We start from the raw sequence: 16726 nt of genomic DNA on the forward strand, positions 1-16726 counted from the left end.
AGAACATTCCGTTCTTATTTGTTTGTTTTTCTGATTCAATTCTACCTCTATGATTGCCACATAAACAAACACCAAACACAGGAATTTCAGGATGACTCAATCAGTTTTAGAACGCGCTCAAGCAGGCATTTCAGCATGGCAAATCGCTTTTAATAATCAGGACGCTGCAGGATGCGCAGCACAATACGCCGAAGATGCAATCATGGTTGCCAAACCTTTTGGTACATTTGAAGGTCGTGAAGCAATTCAAGCATTCTGGCAAAACATCATGGACCAAGGTTTTAACAGCGTGGACTACACCAACACGAAATGGGAACAAGATAGCGAACAAGGTTACATTCTGACGTCCGATTGGACCATGAACAAAGCGTTTGGTGTGGTGCATAAAGAACTATGGGAGATCCAAGCTGACGGTCTTTCTCGTCTGACCTATGACGAGTTCGAAGTACTTGGCGAACGATAAAAGTTATTGATAGTTATCGCAAATATTTATTCAGTTACATTGACAATAAAATAACCAATCAATATCATTTCAGCCGGAAAAATGTGAACTAACATCACAATAATTATAATTATCCGTCTATTAATAAACAATTGGTTGAATATTTAATCATGTCAAAACTCTTTTTTGCGTCACTTTTGATGCTTTTATCATTTCAGTCTGCGGCGTTTACGCCCAAAGAAGTGTGCTTCGATCAAGATTCGGAGTTTATTGGATGGCTTACCGACGAAGAGTGTGCCGCTTTAAATGGCAACAGTCCTGATGACTTTACTCAAAACTCGGAATATTCACATCCTACGCGAGAGCCAATAGCAGAATCAGAAGAACCCGTAGTCATTGTCTTATAGTAATTAAGCCTCGACTATGAACATTCTTCCGAAAACAAAGAGCCCATTTCGCTGTATTTAAATGGGCTCTTTTTGTTTCCTTATCCCTGACAGGCGCATCCGGTAAACATAAAAAATCCCCAAGTCTGAATGACTTGGGGATTTTTGTTTTTAAGTAATCGTGCTTATCCCGTCTAACTTTTATTAAGCAAAGATAAAGCTGTATAAGTAACCCGCGCCCATTGCCATACTTAGGATGACAAATAGGAAAGCTGCAATCATTTGGTTCTTAAAGATAGATTTCAACAAAATCACTTCTGTAAGACTTGCGCCAGCGCTACCAATGATCAATGCCATAACTGAGCCCAATGCCATACCTTTTTGTACTAACGCCGCACTTAGTGGAATCACTGCCTCTGCACGAATGTACAATGGAATACCAATGATTGCTGCTACCGGAATCGCGTACCACTTCGCTTCACCTGCGTATTCTGCAATCAGATCCGTTGGGATGAAACCATAGATGAATGAACCAATCGCAATACCCATCATTAGGTAAGGGAACACTTGTTTAAAGTCTTTCCAAGTTGAGTGCCAAATACGAACCCAACGGCTTGGTTGCTTCTCTTCGACAATCGTCGCTGTTGCAGTACCGTCTGATGAACAGCAAGATACTTCCACTTTAGGTTCAGCTTTTGGCGCATCACCACAACAAGATGTTTTCGCCACAACTGGAGCTGGTTCACCACAAGCGCTGGTACCACAGCTAGATGCTGGTTTCGCTTCTTCTTTTTTCTTGCTTGAGTCACCGCAAGAAGTACCGCATGAAGAAGAACCTACTGCTTCGTATGCTTCTGGTTTTACGTAGCGCTCAAACCCAAGTTTTTCAAGTACATAACCTGCTACTACTGATACTGTCATCGCAATAGCAAAGTAGAATACTGCCACTTTCCAACCAAAGGTCACCACAAACAAGCCAATGATCACTGGGTTAAGCAGTGGACTTGCAAATAGGAACACCATCATTGGTCCAAAACCCGCCCTTGCACGCAACAATCCTTTTAAGAAAGGAATCGTTGAACATGAACAGAAAGGCGTAATCGAGCCTAGCAACGCTGCAATAAAGTAGCCCTTACCCTTTTTAGAGCTCAGGATAGACTGAATTTTTTCTGGTGTTAGAAAGTCTTGCAACACACCCACGATATAGCTAATTGCTAGGAATAGAATGATTAGTTCGGTTGCAAGAAACGCAAACATATCAAGCGCTTCTTTGGCCATTGTCATGATTTCTGGATTCATATTTTATCTCCTACTGATGTCACATCAGTAACTGTAAATTTCCTAATGAAGCTGAATTCTTCATTTCTATTTTTCTCGAATTATAGAATTAAAAATCGATGCGTCAACCATTATATTTCGATAAATATCGAAATATAAATTTAACCCTTACTAATCAATAAATTAGATATTGAAATTTTCTTGTTTGCTATTCATCTACACTTTCACTATCATCGAAATGTATTTATCGTCAGTCATTCCAAGAGGTCAGTATGGAACTCGAAGCTGTAGCAAAAGCGCTCAAAGAGCTAGGACACCCTACCCGTCTATGTATCTATAAAGAGGTGGTTAAAGCGGGCTATGAAGGTATCGCAGTTGGTGGCGTACAAGATAAACTTGGCATTCCAGCTTCTACTCTTTCTCATCACATCTCGAGCCTTGCCTCAGCTGGCTTAATCAGTCAGCGTCGTGAAGGTCGTACTTTGTATTGTGTTGCTGAGTATGAATGTTTAGATACGGTTATTGGCTTCCTGCGTGACGAGTGTTGTATCAATGAAAACTGCTAACCTTGAATCGATTTGGAGCGAATACGAACACGCTATTCACGCCTTCTTGCGCTCTAAAGTCAGTAATGAAGATGACGTAGACGACCTCAAACAAGAGATCTTACTTAAGACTTATCAGAATCTTGGGGATATTCGTGATGTATCGAGCATCAAGTCATGGCTATTCCAAATCGCTAATAACGCCATCATCGACTTCTACCGCAAACGTGCACGAAACCAGCGTGATAATGACCTCATCGCTGAAGATCTGTGGTTTGAAGAACAAGCAGCGAGTCTTAAACAAGAGTTGTCAAAGTGCATTGCACCGTTTGTGCAGGCGCTACCAGAAGAGCAATCGCAACTGCTCTCTTCTATTGAGCTTGAAGGTATGAGCCAAAAAAAGCTAGCAGAACAGCAAGGCATCAGCTACTCGACTCTCAAATCACGTGTTCAAAAAGGACGGGTAGAATTGAAAAAGCTATTTGAGGAATGTTGTAGCTTCTCATTCGATAAACAAGGTCGCATGACAGACTGCAACCAAAACGGTTCTTCTTGCGATAAATGCTAAGCAGTTTTTAAACCTGCTTATCAAACCATTCGGTCACCAACGCCACCAGCTTTTGATGCACAGGGCTTAACGTATTGCCTCGCTTTAATAATACATAACCTGCACGACCTTCGTTCGCCATAAAGTCTATGTTTAAAGGGACAAATTCGCTCTTTTCATCATGAGCTTGCACTAAATGACGAGGAAGCAAGGCAAAGCCATCATTTTTCAATAGTCGCATCAACACATCAATGTTGCTGATTCGGGAGATATTTGGTGACATCACCTGTTGATTGCCAAGTGCACTGGTACTGAAATTCTCTGCAATGTATTGGTGATGTGATGCGAGGTCCTGCAGAGTCACAACGGGGTTCTGCGCTATCGAGCTTTTCCGATGCGCATAGAAGGTAAACCTCGGATAGCCCAAGTTTATAAAAGACATCCCTTCAGTTGGGAACGCTTTACCACTGTTAAGTACCACCGCAAAATCCGCGTGTTTCGCCATAAGCATGTCTAGCGCTTCATCTCGGCTGCGATGTAACCAATGAATCGCCGTATTTTTGTATTGCTTGCGCAGAGACAGGTCGATGTCTGCGATGGCATCACACGGCACCGACATGTCGTGACAAATCGTTATTTCCGGAACATCCCCTTGAGAGTAGCTATCACAAGAAAGTTCTAAAGACTGCATTTGGTAAAGGATGTGCTTGGCTTGAGTAACTAACGTCGCCCCTACTTCCGTCAAGACTGGTGTTCTTCCTTTGCGTTCAAACAAGATCACATCCCAATCAATTTCGAGATCGCTGACTTGGTGATGCAGCGTCGCCCTGTCTTTCCCGATTACCCTTGCGGCTTGGCTAAACGATCCATGCTCCGCGACAGCAACAAATGCAGTAAGTTGGTCAAAACTGGCTCTGGGCATTAGAAGATCCTCAAACAATAAACCCGTTTATCTTAGCTCAACCGACATTCTTTTGTTGCAAAGTTTGCAACACAACTGAGATTACATGGTGAATATTCCACGTAATAATGATCTCGTATTGAAACGTTACGAGGGCAATTCAATGAAAGGTTTTAGCAAAAAAGTACTTCTAGCAGCATCAGTCGCAATGGCAGTCGGCAGCATCTCTACCGCAGCAAATGCGTGTTCACGTTTGGTTTGGGAGACTCAAGACCACGGTGTATTTGTCTCTCGTACCATGGATTGGATGGAAGCCAATCAGCCAACTATTGATGTTCGCCACGCAGGTCAAACCTACCGTGGATACGATAAAGGCGATGCGCTGACGTGGACATCGAAATACGCTTCTATCGGTGTGAGTATCTACGGCGTGGGTATTATTGATGGCTTTAACGAGAAAGGCTTTGCGGCTAATGCATTGTTCTTGGATGAAGAGAACCCTGGCGCGCCACAAGCGGGAAAACAACAAGTTGAAAACTCGCGCTTTGTCGCTTACCTGATCGATAGTTTTGCATCCGTTGATGAAGCATTGAAGCACCTAGATTCAATCCAAATACAACAGTTCAGTCACAATGGCATTGAAATGAAGGGACATTACTCACTAGAAGATGCAAGTGGCGATTCTGCCGTATTGGAATACATTGATGGTGCTTGGCAAGTGCATCATGGCAAACAATATGACGTGATGACTAACAGCCCAGAGTACGCGCAACACTTGAAAAACTGGCAAGAAGCGCAACCAAAAGCGAAGAGTGATGTGAATGGTGAGTTCCCAATTCCGGGTAACATCAACTCTGCTCAGCGCTTTATCTGGAACAGCTATATGAAGGATCAGCTTAAAGAGCCAAGTAGCTACACCAATGGCATTGCGAAACTCGACAGTGTGACCTACAAAATCCCATTGGATGCAGCAAACCGCCCTGTGAATGGTGAAATGCGCGGCTACGCGACCATCTATGGTTTGGTGTACAACTTAGACCAAAAAGTGATGAACGTACGCTATCAGTATGATGACAGCTACACACAGTACTCAGTGGACTTTAACAAGTTGAATGACGGTCATAACTACACGATCAAAGCCGACTTACCGGATCTGTTTAGTGACATTTCATCTCGCTTAGAAAAAGGCGACGGCGTAATGGGTCAGCACTTAGTGAAATAGCTCTGATTATGTAAAAAAAACAGAACTTGAAAGGTGTGTGGACAAAAGCACCATTCACAAAAGCGCCGACATGCTCGGCGCTTTTCCTTTCTATTCGTTTTGTACTCAATGACGCTGCTCTCGATAATGCCCAGGGGAGACTCCCCTCCAAGTGCTATACGCTCGAATGAATGAGTCGCAGGTAACTTGGCGTATGCCAGCACCAATTGCGGGTCGATATCCATATCGTTAAGGAGCACTTTCCAACTCTGAGGTACGCTGAACTGACTCGCTCGCTTGATCATATCTGATTCCTAAGCGCTTTTTTCCATAGTTTGACGCGATATTTTTAGCACCAATTTTCTTGGTAGAAAAGGGACAATCCACTCAAGGATGAACTTCAAACCGCCTTCGTTGAACGCCACCAACTTGCCTTGTTCCATAGCGCTATAGCCACACTCAGCAACAGAACGAGGAGACTTAGCATTTTTGAAGACTTCCACTCCTTGTAGATCCCCTGCGGCAACAAAACCCGTCGCTACCGCACCCGGACACAAAGCTGTGGCAGTTACGTTGGTGTCTCTAAGCTCTTCTGCTATCGCTTGGGTAAACGAAGTAACATAAGCCTTAGTTGCGTAGTACACCGCTTGCAATGGACCTGGCATAAACGACGCCGTTGATGACACATTTAAGATCTTACCATGATTGCGCGCCACCATACCTTGCAGATACAAGTGAGTCAGATTGGTTAACGTCACCATATTAAGTTGCATCATGGCTTGGTCTGCCACGAGATCACGTTCATGGAATTTTCCGTGACCACCAAAGCCTGCATTGTTAATCAGCACATCAATTTGCAACCCTTGCGCTTCGGTTTGCTCAAACACACGTGTAGCAGAATCAGCTTCAGTCAAATCTTCTGCAATGACAAAAACTTGTACCTTATGTTTGTCGCGAAGCTCTGATGCCAGTGCCTCTAGCTTGTCTTTAGAGCGGGCTACAAGCACTAAGTCTCCACCCTTTTCGGCGTGTATACGCGCTAATTCTTCACCGATACCACCTGATGCGCCTGTAATTAATGCTGTATTTGCCATGTGCTTGTCCTCTAATGTTCTGACTGATTCGCTGTTGGTCACAGCGTAGTTGGTATGGACACAGTTTATGCAATCTAATCACGCCACACACTGGCAAAAGGTGCCATCTTGCTCGCCAATCGTGCCACTCATTAAGAGACCTTTGATTACAGAAATTTATTACATTCAAAACAAATGATAATTTTTAGCTCACTTATGTGATGGCTAACATATCGAAATGACTTCAAGGTGCGTGGGAATACGCATCGAACAACATGGAAATTTCCAACTATTCTAACTTTGTTGGGCTGCATAAATCTGGGTTCCAAACCCTCTGGGGAAACGAATGAAAGCAATCACCTATCAAAAAGATCAAGATACCTTTACCTATACTGACATCGATACGCCAGAGATAAACGGCAGCTTCGATGTACTAGTGAAAGTTCATGCCGTTGGGCTCAATCCTGTCGATGCAAAAGTAAACCTTTGGCACGAGATGGTCGACGGGATAGATGATACATTCGTTGGTGGTCTCGATGTTTCGGGGGAAATCGTTGCCATTGGCGACAAGGTATCAGGTTGGCAGGTGGGCGATCGCGTACTCTACCATGGCAACATGCGTCGAATGAGCGGTGGCTTTGCCGAATACGCAATTCAGGACTCGCGCACGCTGGTTACGCATCCTGATGTTGATCCAGAAATCGCAGCCGCTTCTCCATGTGCAGGTTGGACGGCTTATCGAGCCCTTGTCGACAAGCTGAACATTTCTACCCGTAAGAGTATCTTTATTGCGGGCGGCTCTGGTGGTGTTGGTAGTTTTGCTATTCAGTTAGCTCGCTTCTTTGGCGTAGAAACCATCATAACCACAAGCTCTGCTGCAAACCATGAGTTCGTACGTTCGTTGGGTGCAACACACGTAATTGACTACAAACAAGAGAATGTACGTGAGCAAGTTATGTCAATTACTGAAGACTTAGGAGTGGAAGTATCTTTGGATTGCGTTGGTGGCGACAACGACATCTTATGCGCCTCTGTGCTTGGCTTTGAAGGTGAAATGGTTGAACTAGTAAGAACAACTCGCGCAACAGAATACCCAGGCGCTTTCCTGCAAGGGCTCACTTTTCATCAGTTGAGTCTAGGCTCAGGGCATGTTCATGGTGAACAAGGCTTTGCTTCTATGGTTAACGCTGGGGTGGAATTCTCGCATATGTTAGAACGCGGAGAGGTTATGGTGCCAAAATTGGAAGTGGTAGAACTAAAAGACGTCGCTCAAGCTCTAGTCTTTATTCGTCAGCAACGAACGGTCGGAAAAATCGTCGCGAAGCTCATCGACTAAGCACTCAATCCCAAGCGACAAAAAGGAAAAGGAAGCGCAAACTCCAAAGCAGTTTGCGCTTCAAGGGGTATTATTTCTCTACAAGCAGCATCGCCGATTTTGCTGCCACTTTAATCTCTTCAGTACAAGGCATCTCTTCGCCTGTCATCATGTCTACCAAGGCTTTATTCAAGGTAAGTTGTAGTGATTGCGCTCGTGAAGATTTATTCAGCACTAAGATGCCCTTTTCGCCACGTTGCAACACCAACATATCGTCGTTACCTTCAAGCACCGTCATCGGTTCACCATGCACTAGGTTATGGAACGCTACCATCTTCGCCATACGCGCATCTTGCCACGCATTTTGCCATCTTGGTCGACCATCTGCGCCCTTTATGCCACTGGTATCCAAATCTGTGTAAACAAGTGGTACACCTCCATCGCGGCCTAGGATATAGGCATACGCTATCCACTCATTCTCTTCATCCATGACTAAATCCAAGAACACATCGTTATTTGGAATATCGTGAGTGATGGCAAAAGTAATGGCTCGACGGTTCGACAACGCTTGACCAAAACAGTACGGGTCGATCAAAGACTTAAAGCTGCCTTTCTTTGAGAACGCCTTAAAGATGGTTGAGAACAACGGAAAGTCATATGCACCCAATCGTGTCTCTTTCAAATACGGTTCCAAGAACAGCTCATACTCTTCTTCTGTTGCGCCACCATCGGTGATGATCTCACCAAAGATATGCACATCTCGCGTGATCTCTTCTGTCCAAACCAGCTTTAGGTGCTCTAGGGTCATATGCTTCGCAGCATCGATACGGAAACCTTTCACACCCATTGACTTAAGCGCCTTTAAATACGCTTTTTGCTGCTCAACAACGTGCTTGCATACACGCAAAGTTGGTAAGCCAGGATCGGTAGGACCACCAGTGATTCGACCGTTTTGCACTTGCCATTTGTCTTTCCAATCTTTGATCCCAAAGGCTTCAACAAAGTCATTTTCGTCAAATAGCGGCTCAGATAAATCGCCAAATAGAATCAGGTCTTGATACTTGCTCGCATTTTGTTGGTAGTCGTCCATCACGCCTTGACGTGGATACTGTAGATCTGGACGAAGGTGCGCTTCGTTCGCCATATGATTAAAAACGACATCGGCATAAACCAGTACGCCTACATGATTGAGTGCTTCAATCATGTTTTTGAAATCTACTGTGTTACCGAGTGCATTGTCGATAACCCGATAATCTTGAGGTTGGTAACGCTGCCACCAGCGTTCGTCTTGTGCGCTTTTCATCGGTGGAGAAACCAACACCGAGCCATAACCTAGCTCGCTGATTTCCGATGCGCGTTGGGCAATGTCAGCATACTTCCAATCAAAAGCGTGCAAGATAACATTTGCACCTGTTGATAGTGTTTCCTGTAAGCCACTCATGTTTCTCTCCTCGTCGCGTTCGCTCACCTATTGTTACTCAAATTCGTCGTGAGCGAATCCAATAGCCGAAATTATAAGAACTATTGACGCGTCGCCCTCACCCCTTTTGTGTTTCTGCTAGGGGGAAAAACAAGGCGTAGCTCATCCCTTGTTAAGGGTTAAACGTGTGTTTAAAAGCACTTTAACACCATAGAGATAACTAAACATGAAAACATGAACCACTAAGCATCTGTTTTATAAATACTTTATTAAACTCATCATAACCCATGCTTAATCGAGCTAATACGCCTTTTCTCAATAAGAATGAGAGAAAAGAGCGCAACAAGACCATATGTAACAAATATTTAAGAAAGTGAAACTGCTGCTTACGTCACAGTTGGTGCGAATAATAAAACGCTCAAAGTGAAACCTATCCCTTTAATCACCCTTTAGATGGAAAAAGAATCCATCAAGTTCAACACTTTAGAACTACACAACAATACATAGAGCAATGAAACTATGAAGCGCGTCGTCGCCTAGCTATAGGGTGGTCACCTTTTAAAATTACATATGCAACAATTTGCACTTATTTTTGAGTACATGAGGAAAAACATGTCTTTTTGGGGAGTTACATTCGCGATCTGCATTCAGCTGGTTACTGCAGGCATTTTTGGAATGGTCGTAACGGCTTGGATTGCTTTTAAAGCAGAAACTTATGATAAAAACGATTACCAACATATGTTTTTCCTCGTTAATTTTATCTGCTTTATCCTAGCGCTATTTGCCTCTGTCGGGTTATTAATCTACGGTCTTATTTTTAGTGACTCATCTCATTTCTATCAATATCTAGGGCTGCCTTGGTTTTTTGCTCTGACTGGTTTTTCGTACCACATATACTGCCATTTAAGGTACAGCAAAGCATACCGCATGAAGGAAATGCAAATGTGGCGTGAGCACTGGTATGAGACGTTAGAAATAGAAACCGATGAGGATTTATCTAAGTTCAAACTTGACGATGTCATTCGATTTGGCGCTTGGAAAGCAAGCTCAGAAAAGCAAGCCTCTTGTCTCGATATTTTACCTGCAGGAAAAGAGGTCTATCAGCGGGTTCAACAAGCAAAAGCACTGGCGGTAACCAAAGTACCAGCAGACGACCAGACGGTGCTCAATAAGCTAAAAGAGTTCGAAGCCTCTGTTTCAACAGTGTATCGCCTCTCATACAAAGCAAGTCATGCGTTTGGGTTCAAGAATGACGAATCTCACTCCTTTCAACGTAATGTCCGTAGAGGGAACAAAGATACCTACCCAGACCTTGAAGACGAAGTTTCGAAAGTACTGGATGCTCTAAATGAAATTGCCGTCGTCACGATATCCAACAACTCGGGCGAGACAATGATCGATGCGCACATCTTTTTGCAATATGCATTAGAAGGGTTATTTGGTGAGCAGGAAATACTGACGAACTATGTACTATGGACTTACGTAGAGCACTTTTATCACGTCAACCCATTCCAATTAGCACTAGAGTTATCGCAAATGGGCGTGAAGGTCCTCAAGAAAGACGGGGAAATCTTTGTCTTTGTCGAAGAGCCAGAACAATCATCGCTACGGTTAGAGGACTTTAATTCAGGAACTCAGTATGCAATAAGTACTAGCAAAAGCCAAGCGATGCTTGGCTTTTAGTAAAAGTAGACCATGTCAGATATAGCACTAGCGTTATGAATGCAGTAAAAGCTTAATTTGAACAGCCTACTAACGCATTCCATAGTTCCTCGTTAATAATTTCCACGCTTACTCCTTCGTCTCGCAATGAGAGAGCGGATTCGATCTTTCTTCCGTAACTAGTAAAGCGCCAATCCCTACTAGCAATAGATCCTAATACGAGAATATCTATACTTTTTGAAACGGTCCCTTTTATTTCAGCACCAAGAGCATTAGCTCGCTGTTCTTGAACTTTACGAGTACCACTCAAGAATTTACCTGTAAAACAGACTCGCTTACCGTTGATACACAAACGACCATCTTGCGTAGTGGAAAAATCGGCAGTCATTCCATAAGCTAAGCCAGTATCAAGCATTGATTGACCAGAGACTGCTTTTATTAGATCTAACAGTTCTTTCCTTTCGTCTTCATCAACCAAGTCATCAGCTAAAATAGCATCTAATCTCTTTTTAATCGCATTAGCGGGCCAGATACTTGATAGAGTTTTATCTTTTTCAAGTAAACTCGAAAGGCGTTCAATTTCCATATCACAAATGGTGTCATCCGCGCTAATTCCACTTAAAAAGCCAAGAAGATGATTAACGGTACTCTCGTAGCCTCCATCCTCTAAATCTCCATAGTCGAGAATATCTTGAAGCATTTGTTGTATGTCTTTCAACTCGGAAGCTGATATCACGCCATCTTCTAAAATGTCTTCAATTTGCTCATGAATATCAACGAAGTCCCCATCTCTGAAGTTGAAAATGTCATTGTCTTTCCACGCTCTCAAATAGATTTCTTCAATAGGGTTTAAGTGCTTATCAGCATGAATTCCATCTAGAATCCCTTTTAGAGTCAAAATAGCTTTTGCTTTATTTCTTTTATAATTAAAGGCAATGCTTTGCGGTTGTGCGTGGTCATCCAAGTGCTTCAAGTCTTTTACAGTCATGCTCTTCACCAAAATAAACAACTAGATGCATACTTAATACATCATTGACAGCTCAACATTCAATATGAATGACGGTTAATTGTTAGAGAGGTAACAAAACGAGTCGTTTTAGGCACAAAAAAAGCACCTAACAAGGTGCTTTTTAAATGCGATTCAAACTAAGTACGGTAAAGAACCTTTACAACGTGCCAGCCGAATTTAGTTTTTACTAGGTGCGGAGTTAGAACCTCACCTGAAAAGCAAACTTTGTCGAACTGTGGCACCATTTGACCACGGCGAAACTCACCTAGGTCGCCACCACGTTTACCAGATGGACAAGTTGAGTATTTCTTTGCCAACGTCTGGAATTTAGCACCTTTCTTAAGTTGCTTAATGATGTCTTCAGCTTGTTCTTTGTGCTTTACCAGAATGTGTAAAGCGGCTGCTGTATTTGCCATGTGTTTGTCTCTCACTGTTCGGGTGGCGCAAGTTTACCGAAACGCTTCAATATCGCAATGATTTCTCAAATTCAGGCTCTATCTTCATCCATTAATGATCGGAACTCGCGGACAAGTTGATGAAAAGTTACCCATTATTGAACGTTATTTCTCTCTTTATTTGTTCTATTTCCTAAAAAGCTCATTTTTCCACGCTCTACGGTTGAAGCTGTCGCCTTATAAGATTAGATTAGTTACATAAATCAGTGATATTGATAAGGTTATTTTCATGGCAAAAGTCGCAAGTAAAGCGAACCAATCTCAGGGCATGTTGGTGTTTAAACTCACCCTGCAACAGAACTTCGCAATTGGCACACTTAAAGTCCGTGAAATTGTTCCTTACATGCCAACGACCAAGATTCCATATTCTCATCACCACGTGATTGGGACCGTCACGATTCGAGACTTAACGGTACCAGTGATTGATATGGCAGCAGCGATTGGATTCCGTCCGATTCAAGAAGAGGAATACAAAAACTGCTATCTGATCGTGACAGATTGCTTGCGCACGGTGGTTGCGTTCATGGTACGAAGTATCGAGAAAATCATCGAATGTGACTGGAAAGCAATTGAAACGCCACCAGAAAGTGCAGGTCACAACATCTTTGTTACTGGCATTACTCGCTATGAAGAGAAAATCGTCCAAATGTTAGATGTCGAGCTTCTGCTTTCGAAGATCTACCCTCAATATGAAAACACTAAGATTCCTATGCTGACAGACATTGAGCGTGAACGCCTGAAAGCCTTGAGTATCCTTTTAGTTGACGACTCTTCGATTGCACGCAAACAGTTAAGTGACGCGTTGGATCGCATCAATATCTCTTATCAAATTTGCAAAAATGGCTCTGATGCACTCGATTTAATGAAGCGAGAAGCAGAAGAAAACCGCCCTATTGATCTTCTAGTAAGTGATATCGAAATGCCAGGATTGGACGGTTATGAACTTGCATTTGAAGTTCAAAACGATTCCGCACTGAACAACTCTTACCGTATTCTTCACACCTCTCTCTCTAGCGAGATTTGTGTTGACCGAGCTCACCAAGTTGGCGCTCATGAAGCGTTAGAGAAGTTCAATGCAGGAGAATTGATTGAAGCTATGCTGCGCGGCGCAAAAGAGCTAGAAGCAAAAGCGATGGCATCATAACGACTTTAGTTTGTCTCGTTATTTACTTGGCATCGTGTAGCTGCGAGACACAAACTCCGTTTCTTCCACTTGATAAATGTGATTGATATAGGAAGCCAAGCTGTAAAGCACGTTAGCTAGCAGGTTTGAATAGCGGAACAAAATTGGGGCGGGTTGCTTCTTACCTGAATGCTCTACCGCAACCAATGCGCGAACGACCTTCTTGGCTTGGCAGCGACACAAATGTAATTGGCTGGAAGTTGGGTGACCACCGGGAAGTACAAACCCCTTAAAACCACCGTCAATGCGCGCTTTGATTGCGTCGTAGTCAGCTTTTAACTCATCAACTTCCGCTTCTGTGATTGCGAGCTTGCCGCGGATAGAGCCGTTCACATGGTACACGTTTGGCTGCATGCGAGTTAGGACGTCGCGACTAAAATCATCTAACTCCATCGATAGCACAAGCCCAATTCGACTGCACAACTCGTCTGCCGTAATTTCAAAATCGCAGACCGGACTGTCTTCATAAATGAATGGGTAACAAATCTCGCCAAGTTCCTTACTTACTGGTCTCATGCTCTTTCTCTGTACTTTTGGTCTAATAAAAAGGGAGTTATTATAACCTAACTCCCTTTGGGCATTCACACCCGTTTAGACGATCATAAGTTAGAAAGCCAGCTTACGCTTTTTCGACTCTCTTGTGACCTTCTTGAAGGTGAACAAAATCAACCAAATCATCGCCAGACACTTGGTAAGCCTGACCAAAACCTTTTACGAATAGACCTTGTTCTGCTTTTAGGTTAAATAGAACAAAGTCTTCTAGTTGGCTTAGACCGTCGATGATTTCACCAAAACGATCTTTCATTTGACCAACAACTTGCTGCCACATTTCAGAGTCACGTTCTACAACTGTCGCAACCGCATCAAACGTTAGACGCTTGCGAGCAAACAACTGCTTAGATGAATCCTCATCTTCAATCATCATCAAAGATACGTTTGGATTCTCAAGCAGATTGCGCGCGTGACGAGCAATCTGAGAAATAAGAACGAAGTAACCTTCCTGGTTTTGTACGTATGGGGCGTAACTTACGTTTGGACGACCTTCCGCATCAACTGTTGCTAGTTGAATCGTACGGCGCTCCTGACGGAATTCCTTAATTTCTGGTCCTAGACGACCTTGTAAACGCTCTTGTTTAACTTGCTGATCCATTTTGATACCTAACTTTACTTGTTTTGTGTTTCCGAATTTAAACTCGGTTATTCTTTGATAAACGACGCCACCCCACCTGTTGGCGGATGGAGCAAACGTCGTATGCATTTAACTTTGTTAATTCTATGTTGGAACTACTGATTGAACTCAGCTTGCATTGCACGGAATGCCGTTACTTGCTCTTCAATCAGTTCGCGCTTTTCATTACGACCTAGGTAGATCTTAAAGATGTTGCTACCGCACTCAGAGAAGAAACCAAAGTAGTGGCTTTCGCGTCCCATAAACGGTTTGCTTACTAGCGCGATGTTTTTCACGTTATCCAGTTTAAGGTGACCGTGAAGCTCCCCTTCTTTGCCCATTAAGTTGTAGTAACCACGTGCCACTTTGCCTTTCGGGAACGGTGCTTTCACTTCAAAGATTGAGCCGAAAGAATGAACAATCGTCGTTACAGGACCAAAGCCTACAAGACCTTCTAAAATGCTTTGAGCTTGCTCTCCCGGAGCCACCGCTACCATTTCTTGAGGTAGTGCTGCAACCACATCAAATTCCGATACGCCAAGGCGCTCTGCCATCGCCGCAGGTAGCAGTTGCGGTTCTTGTTCTAGTAGGCTTTCAACCTGTTGCTTAATTGATTCCATTGGTTTTTCCATTTCTTTTAGATGTTAGATACTTTTGGTACGTTTTCGTTCATTTCCGACGTTAGTACCTGAATACATGCCTGTGCGAGAGAAACAGCCCAGAAGCTCCCTGCAAGGGTTAGCACTAAGCTACTCTCTTGAAGCTCGACCAAGCCCTTGTCGTGCCATACTTTGAACAACGGCATTAGGAAGTTAAAGGTGTCTTCACCCATGAAGTTTGGCAGTTTGTTCCCTTGAACAATGCCACGGTCGAAACCTGACTTTAGCGCAGCAAAGAGTGGCTCTAGCGGGCTCTGTTTCATCATCATCGCGATGGTGCTTTGCCCTTCATTGACGGCTTTGACATAAGTGTCTAGCGTGCGATGTTGCATCATGCCGTAACCACCGATGTTACCGCCGGCACCACAACCAACCGGAAGCACTTCTGCATACGTTTTCGCTAAGCTGTTGTATAAGCTGCGTTCACGGTTATCGATCGCCCAATGGTTTACACTGAGCTGCTTCATATGGTGTTTCGACATGAATTTCGCACCGAGCTCGTACATACCAGCTTTTTCAGGCGTGGTTGCCGGTGGCGGCATCTTACCCTTCTCAACTAGGTTCAACATTGGGGCTGTCCCACCAACAACCAGTTGATATAGGTCCAAACCGTGCGCGCCAGTAGACATAAAGTCGTGCAAATCTTGTTCGAGCACTTCCTTTGTCTGATAAGGCAAGCCATATAGCAGATCTATAATGACGGGAATTTTGTCTTCTTTAGCGAGCTCAGCAACGCGGTTCAAGACATCTTCACGATCATCTAAACGCTTAGCACTACGACGCACTTTGGTATTGAAGCTTTGCACACCAAATGAAAAACGGTTGAAACCTCCGTCTAGCGCTCCCTGATACAGCTCGTCCGAGAATCGGTTAATACGTCCTTCTAGGGTAATTTCACAATCGGCGGCTAAAGGGAAATAGTCATGAATTGCCTGACCAAGGATACGAACCTGATCTGCAGATAAATCTGTAGGCGTGCCCCCACCGATATAAACCGCATGAAAAATGCCACTTTGTGTCCATGGCAGTGCTGCTTTTTCTTTCAGCTCTTTCATCAGCGCTTCAAAGTACTCATCAACAAGCTTACGGCTCGCAGCATTTTGGAAGAAGTTACAAAAAGTGCAGCGCACACGACAAAATGGCACATGAATGTACAAGCAACGCTTATTGTTCTTTTGCGTTGTTTCAGAAGTGATCCGTGACAGGATTTCACCTTGTTGTGGCGGTGGCACAGGCATACTGCTACCACCCGCGTGCGCAGAGTGTTTTTTCACAAACGCAAAACGCAGCGGATCGGGGCTGTCACTCCCGAGAATTGATTCGTCAAATTTATAAATGTCGACGCTCATATTTACTCACTTAAAGCCCACCACACAAAGGATTGAGGCTCATTTCAAAAAAACTGTAAAGATCATAATTTGCACGTAATGATAATGCAATTGATAATTGATCTTATTTCCTTTTCGAGCAATAATCTTCCCA

Annotated in this window: 18 protein-coding genes; 8 read left to right on the forward strand and 10 right to left on the reverse strand. The window is 43.6% G+C overall.

Annotation, left to right across the window (positions count from 1 at the left end; genetic code table 11):
* The first annotated feature begins 91 nt into the window (after positions 1–91).
* On the forward strand, positions 92–463 hold the full coding sequence (locus tag AACR11_RS27180) for a YybH family protein (protein ID WP_009696409.1): 372 nt from the start codon (positions 92–94) through the stop codon (positions 461–463).
* Positions 464–642: 179 nt separating this feature from the next.
* The gene (locus AACR11_RS27185) at positions 643–849 is read left to right on the forward strand and encodes a hypothetical protein (RefSeq protein ID WP_050922556.1); all 207 of its coding nucleotides are present in this window, start codon (positions 643–645) and stop codon (positions 847–849) included.
* 183 nt (positions 850–1032) lie between these two features.
* On the opposite strand, the gene AACR11_RS27190 is transcribed toward AACR11_RS27185, so the two are convergent.
* Positions 1033–2127 (reverse strand): permease, encoded by a 1095-nt coding sequence (locus AACR11_RS27190; RefSeq protein WP_005452504.1) that lies wholly within the window; start codon positions 2125–2127, stop codon positions 1033–1035.
* A gap of 251 nt (positions 2128–2378) precedes the next feature.
* Between AACR11_RS27190 and AACR11_RS27195 the strand changes: the two genes are divergently transcribed.
* Both AACR11_RS27195 and sigZ read left to right on the forward strand, forming a co-directional pair.
* Entirely contained in the window at positions 2379–2672 is a 294-nt protein-coding gene (locus AACR11_RS27195; RefSeq protein ID WP_005433559.1) for an ArsR/SmtB family transcription factor, read from the forward strand.
* Complete coding sequence (gene sigZ, locus AACR11_RS27200; protein ID WP_009703482.1) at positions 2659–3219, forward strand: RNA polymerase sigma factor SigZ; 561 nt, start codon at positions 2659–2661, stop codon at positions 3217–3219. The genes AACR11_RS27195 and sigZ overlap by 14 nt, the downstream gene beginning before the upstream one ends.
* Positions 3220–3226: 7 nt before the next feature.
* Here the strand turns inward: sigZ and AACR11_RS27205 are convergent, their stop codons facing one another.
* Positions 3227–4120 carry a LysR family transcriptional regulator gene (locus tag AACR11_RS27205; protein WP_029788598.1) on the reverse strand — a complete coding sequence of 298 codons (894 nt, stop codon included), beginning with the start codon at positions 4118–4120 and terminating at the stop codon, positions 3227–3229.
* 85 nt (positions 4121–4205) lie between these two features.
* On the opposite strand from AACR11_RS27205, the gene AACR11_RS27210 reads away from it, so the two are divergent.
* Positions 4206–5321 carry a linear amide C-N hydrolase gene (locus AACR11_RS27210; RefSeq protein ID WP_079325286.1) on the forward strand — a complete coding sequence of 372 codons (1116 nt, stop codon included), beginning with the start codon at positions 4206–4208 and terminating at the stop codon, positions 5319–5321.
* A gap of 293 nt (positions 5322–5614) precedes the next feature.
* On the opposite strand, the gene AACR11_RS27215 is transcribed toward AACR11_RS27210, so the two are convergent.
* Positions 5615–6394: an SDR family NAD(P)-dependent oxidoreductase gene (locus AACR11_RS27215; RefSeq protein ID WP_029788600.1), complete on the reverse strand. Its 780-nt coding sequence runs from the start codon at positions 6392–6394 to the stop codon at positions 5615–5617.
* A gap of 325 nt (positions 6395–6719) precedes the next feature.
* On the opposite strand from AACR11_RS27215, the gene AACR11_RS27220 reads away from it, so the two are divergent.
* On the forward strand, positions 6720–7709 hold the full coding sequence (locus AACR11_RS27220; protein WP_029788601.1) for a zinc-binding dehydrogenase: 990 nt from the start codon (positions 6720–6722) through the stop codon (positions 7707–7709).
* A 70-nt stretch (positions 7710–7779) separates the two neighbouring features.
* Here the strand turns inward: AACR11_RS27220 and AACR11_RS27225 are convergent, their stop codons facing one another.
* Positions 7780–9129 (reverse strand): alpha-amylase family protein, encoded by a 1350-nt coding sequence (locus AACR11_RS27225; RefSeq protein WP_029788602.1) that lies wholly within the window; start codon positions 9127–9129, stop codon positions 7780–7782.
* A 591-nt stretch (positions 9130–9720) separates the two neighbouring features.
* Here AACR11_RS27225 and AACR11_RS27230 point away from each other — a divergent pair.
* On the forward strand, positions 9721–10791 hold the full coding sequence (locus tag AACR11_RS27230; RefSeq protein WP_029788603.1) for a hypothetical protein: 1071 nt from the start codon (positions 9721–9723) through the stop codon (positions 10789–10791).
* A gap of 52 nt (positions 10792–10843) precedes the next feature.
* On the opposite strand, the gene AACR11_RS27235 is transcribed toward AACR11_RS27230, so the two are convergent.
* Positions 10844–11758, reverse strand: coding sequence for a BRCT domain-containing protein (locus AACR11_RS27235; RefSeq protein WP_017818602.1), 915 nt, complete (start codon positions 11756–11758; stop codon positions 10844–10846).
* Between the two features lie 158 nt (positions 11759–11916).
* A complete protein-coding gene (gene ppiC / locus AACR11_RS27240) occupies positions 11917–12210 on the reverse strand; it encodes a peptidylprolyl isomerase PpiC (protein WP_079722410.1) in 294 nt (97 codons plus the stop codon).
* 253 nt (positions 12211–12463) lie between these two features.
* Here ppiC and AACR11_RS27245 point away from each other — a divergent pair, with 253 nt between their 5' ends.
* Positions 12464–13378 (forward strand): chemotaxis protein, encoded by a 915-nt coding sequence (locus tag AACR11_RS27245; RefSeq protein ID WP_079325288.1) that lies wholly within the window; start codon positions 12464–12466, stop codon positions 13376–13378.
* Between the two features lie 18 nt (positions 13379–13396).
* On the opposite strand, the gene AACR11_RS27250 is transcribed toward AACR11_RS27245, so the two are convergent.
* From AACR11_RS27250 to hutW, 4 genes are all read right to left on the reverse strand, one after another.
* Entirely contained in the window at positions 13397–13933 is a 537-nt protein-coding gene (locus AACR11_RS27250; protein WP_005452525.1) for an ATP:cob(I)alamin adenosyltransferase, read from the reverse strand.
* Positions 13934–14036: 103 nt separating this feature from the next.
* A complete protein-coding gene (gene hutZ, locus AACR11_RS27255) occupies positions 14037–14567 on the reverse strand; it encodes a heme utilization protein HutZ (protein WP_005452526.1) in 531 nt (176 codons plus the stop codon).
* A 134-nt stretch (positions 14568–14701) separates the two neighbouring features.
* On the reverse strand, positions 14702–15205 hold the full coding sequence (gene hutX, locus AACR11_RS27260; protein ID WP_005452528.1) for a heme utilization cystosolic carrier protein HutX: 504 nt from the start codon (positions 15203–15205) through the stop codon (positions 14702–14704).
* Between the two features lie 17 nt (positions 15206–15222).
* Positions 15223–16593 carry a heme anaerobic degradation radical SAM methyltransferase ChuW/HutW gene (hutW, locus tag AACR11_RS27265; RefSeq protein WP_079325290.1) on the reverse strand — a complete coding sequence of 457 codons (1371 nt, stop codon included), beginning with the start codon at positions 16591–16593 and terminating at the stop codon, positions 15223–15225.
* Positions 16594–16726 lie beyond the last annotated feature (133 nt).

The sequence above is a fragment of the Vibrio sp. L85 genome, from assembly GCF_963871815.1.
GTDB classification, from domain to species: domain Bacteria; phylum Pseudomonadota; class Gammaproteobacteria; order Enterobacterales; family Vibrionaceae; genus Vibrio; species Vibrio harveyi.

What these genes read in the sequence shown, in the direction of transcription:
- AACR11_RS27180 (WP_009696409.1), top strand. Translation starts at nt 92, where the DNA reads ATGACTCAATCAGTTTTAGAACGCGCTCAAGCAGGCATTTCAGCATGG.
- AACR11_RS27185 (WP_050922556.1), top strand. Translation starts at nt 643, where the DNA reads ATGCTTTTATCATTTCAGTCTGCGGCGTTTACGCCCAAAGAAGTGTGC.
- AACR11_RS27190 (WP_005452504.1), bottom strand. Translation starts at nt 2,127, where the DNA reads ATGAATCCAGAAATCATGACAATGGCCAAAGAAGCGCTTGATATGTTT.
- AACR11_RS27195 (WP_005433559.1), top strand. Translation starts at nt 2,379, where the DNA reads ATGGAACTCGAAGCTGTAGCAAAAGCGCTCAAAGAGCTAGGACACCCT.
- sigZ (WP_009703482.1), top strand. Translation starts at nt 2,659, where the DNA reads ATGAAAACTGCTAACCTTGAATCGATTTGGAGCGAATACGAACACGCT.
- AACR11_RS27205 (WP_029788598.1), bottom strand. Translation starts at nt 4,120, where the DNA reads ATGCCCAGAGCCAGTTTTGACCAACTTACTGCATTTGTTGCTGTCGCG.
- AACR11_RS27210 (WP_079325286.1), top strand. Translation starts at nt 4,206, where the DNA reads ATGGTGAATATTCCACGTAATAATGATCTCGTATTGAAACGTTACGAG.
- AACR11_RS27215 (WP_029788600.1), bottom strand. Translation starts at nt 6,394, where the DNA reads ATGGCAAATACAGCATTAATTACAGGCGCATCAGGTGGTATCGGTGAA.
- AACR11_RS27220 (WP_029788601.1), top strand. Translation starts at nt 6,720, where the DNA reads ATGAAAGCAATCACCTATCAAAAAGATCAAGATACCTTTACCTATACT.
- AACR11_RS27225 (WP_029788602.1), bottom strand. Translation starts at nt 9,129, where the DNA reads ATGAGTGGCTTACAGGAAACACTATCAACAGGTGCAAATGTTATCTTG.
- AACR11_RS27230 (WP_029788603.1), top strand. Translation starts at nt 9,721, where the DNA reads ATGTCTTTTTGGGGAGTTACATTCGCGATCTGCATTCAGCTGGTTACT.
- AACR11_RS27235 (WP_017818602.1), bottom strand. Translation starts at nt 11,758, where the DNA reads ATGACTGTAAAAGACTTGAAGCACTTGGATGACCACGCACAACCGCAA.
- AACR11_RS27245 (WP_079325288.1), top strand. Translation starts at nt 12,464, where the DNA reads ATGGCAAAAGTCGCAAGTAAAGCGAACCAATCTCAGGGCATGTTGGTG.
- AACR11_RS27250 (WP_005452525.1), bottom strand. Translation starts at nt 13,933, where the DNA reads ATGAGACCAGTAAGTAAGGAACTTGGCGAGATTTGTTACCCATTCATT.
- hutZ (WP_005452526.1), bottom strand. Translation starts at nt 14,567, where the DNA reads ATGGATCAGCAAGTTAAACAAGAGCGTTTACAAGGTCGTCTAGGACCA.
- hutX (WP_005452528.1), bottom strand. Translation starts at nt 15,205, where the DNA reads ATGGAATCAATTAAGCAACAGGTTGAAAGCCTACTAGAACAAGAACCG.
- hutW (WP_079325290.1), bottom strand. Translation starts at nt 16,593, where the DNA reads ATGAGCGTCGACATTTATAAATTTGACGAATCAATTCTCGGGAGTGAC.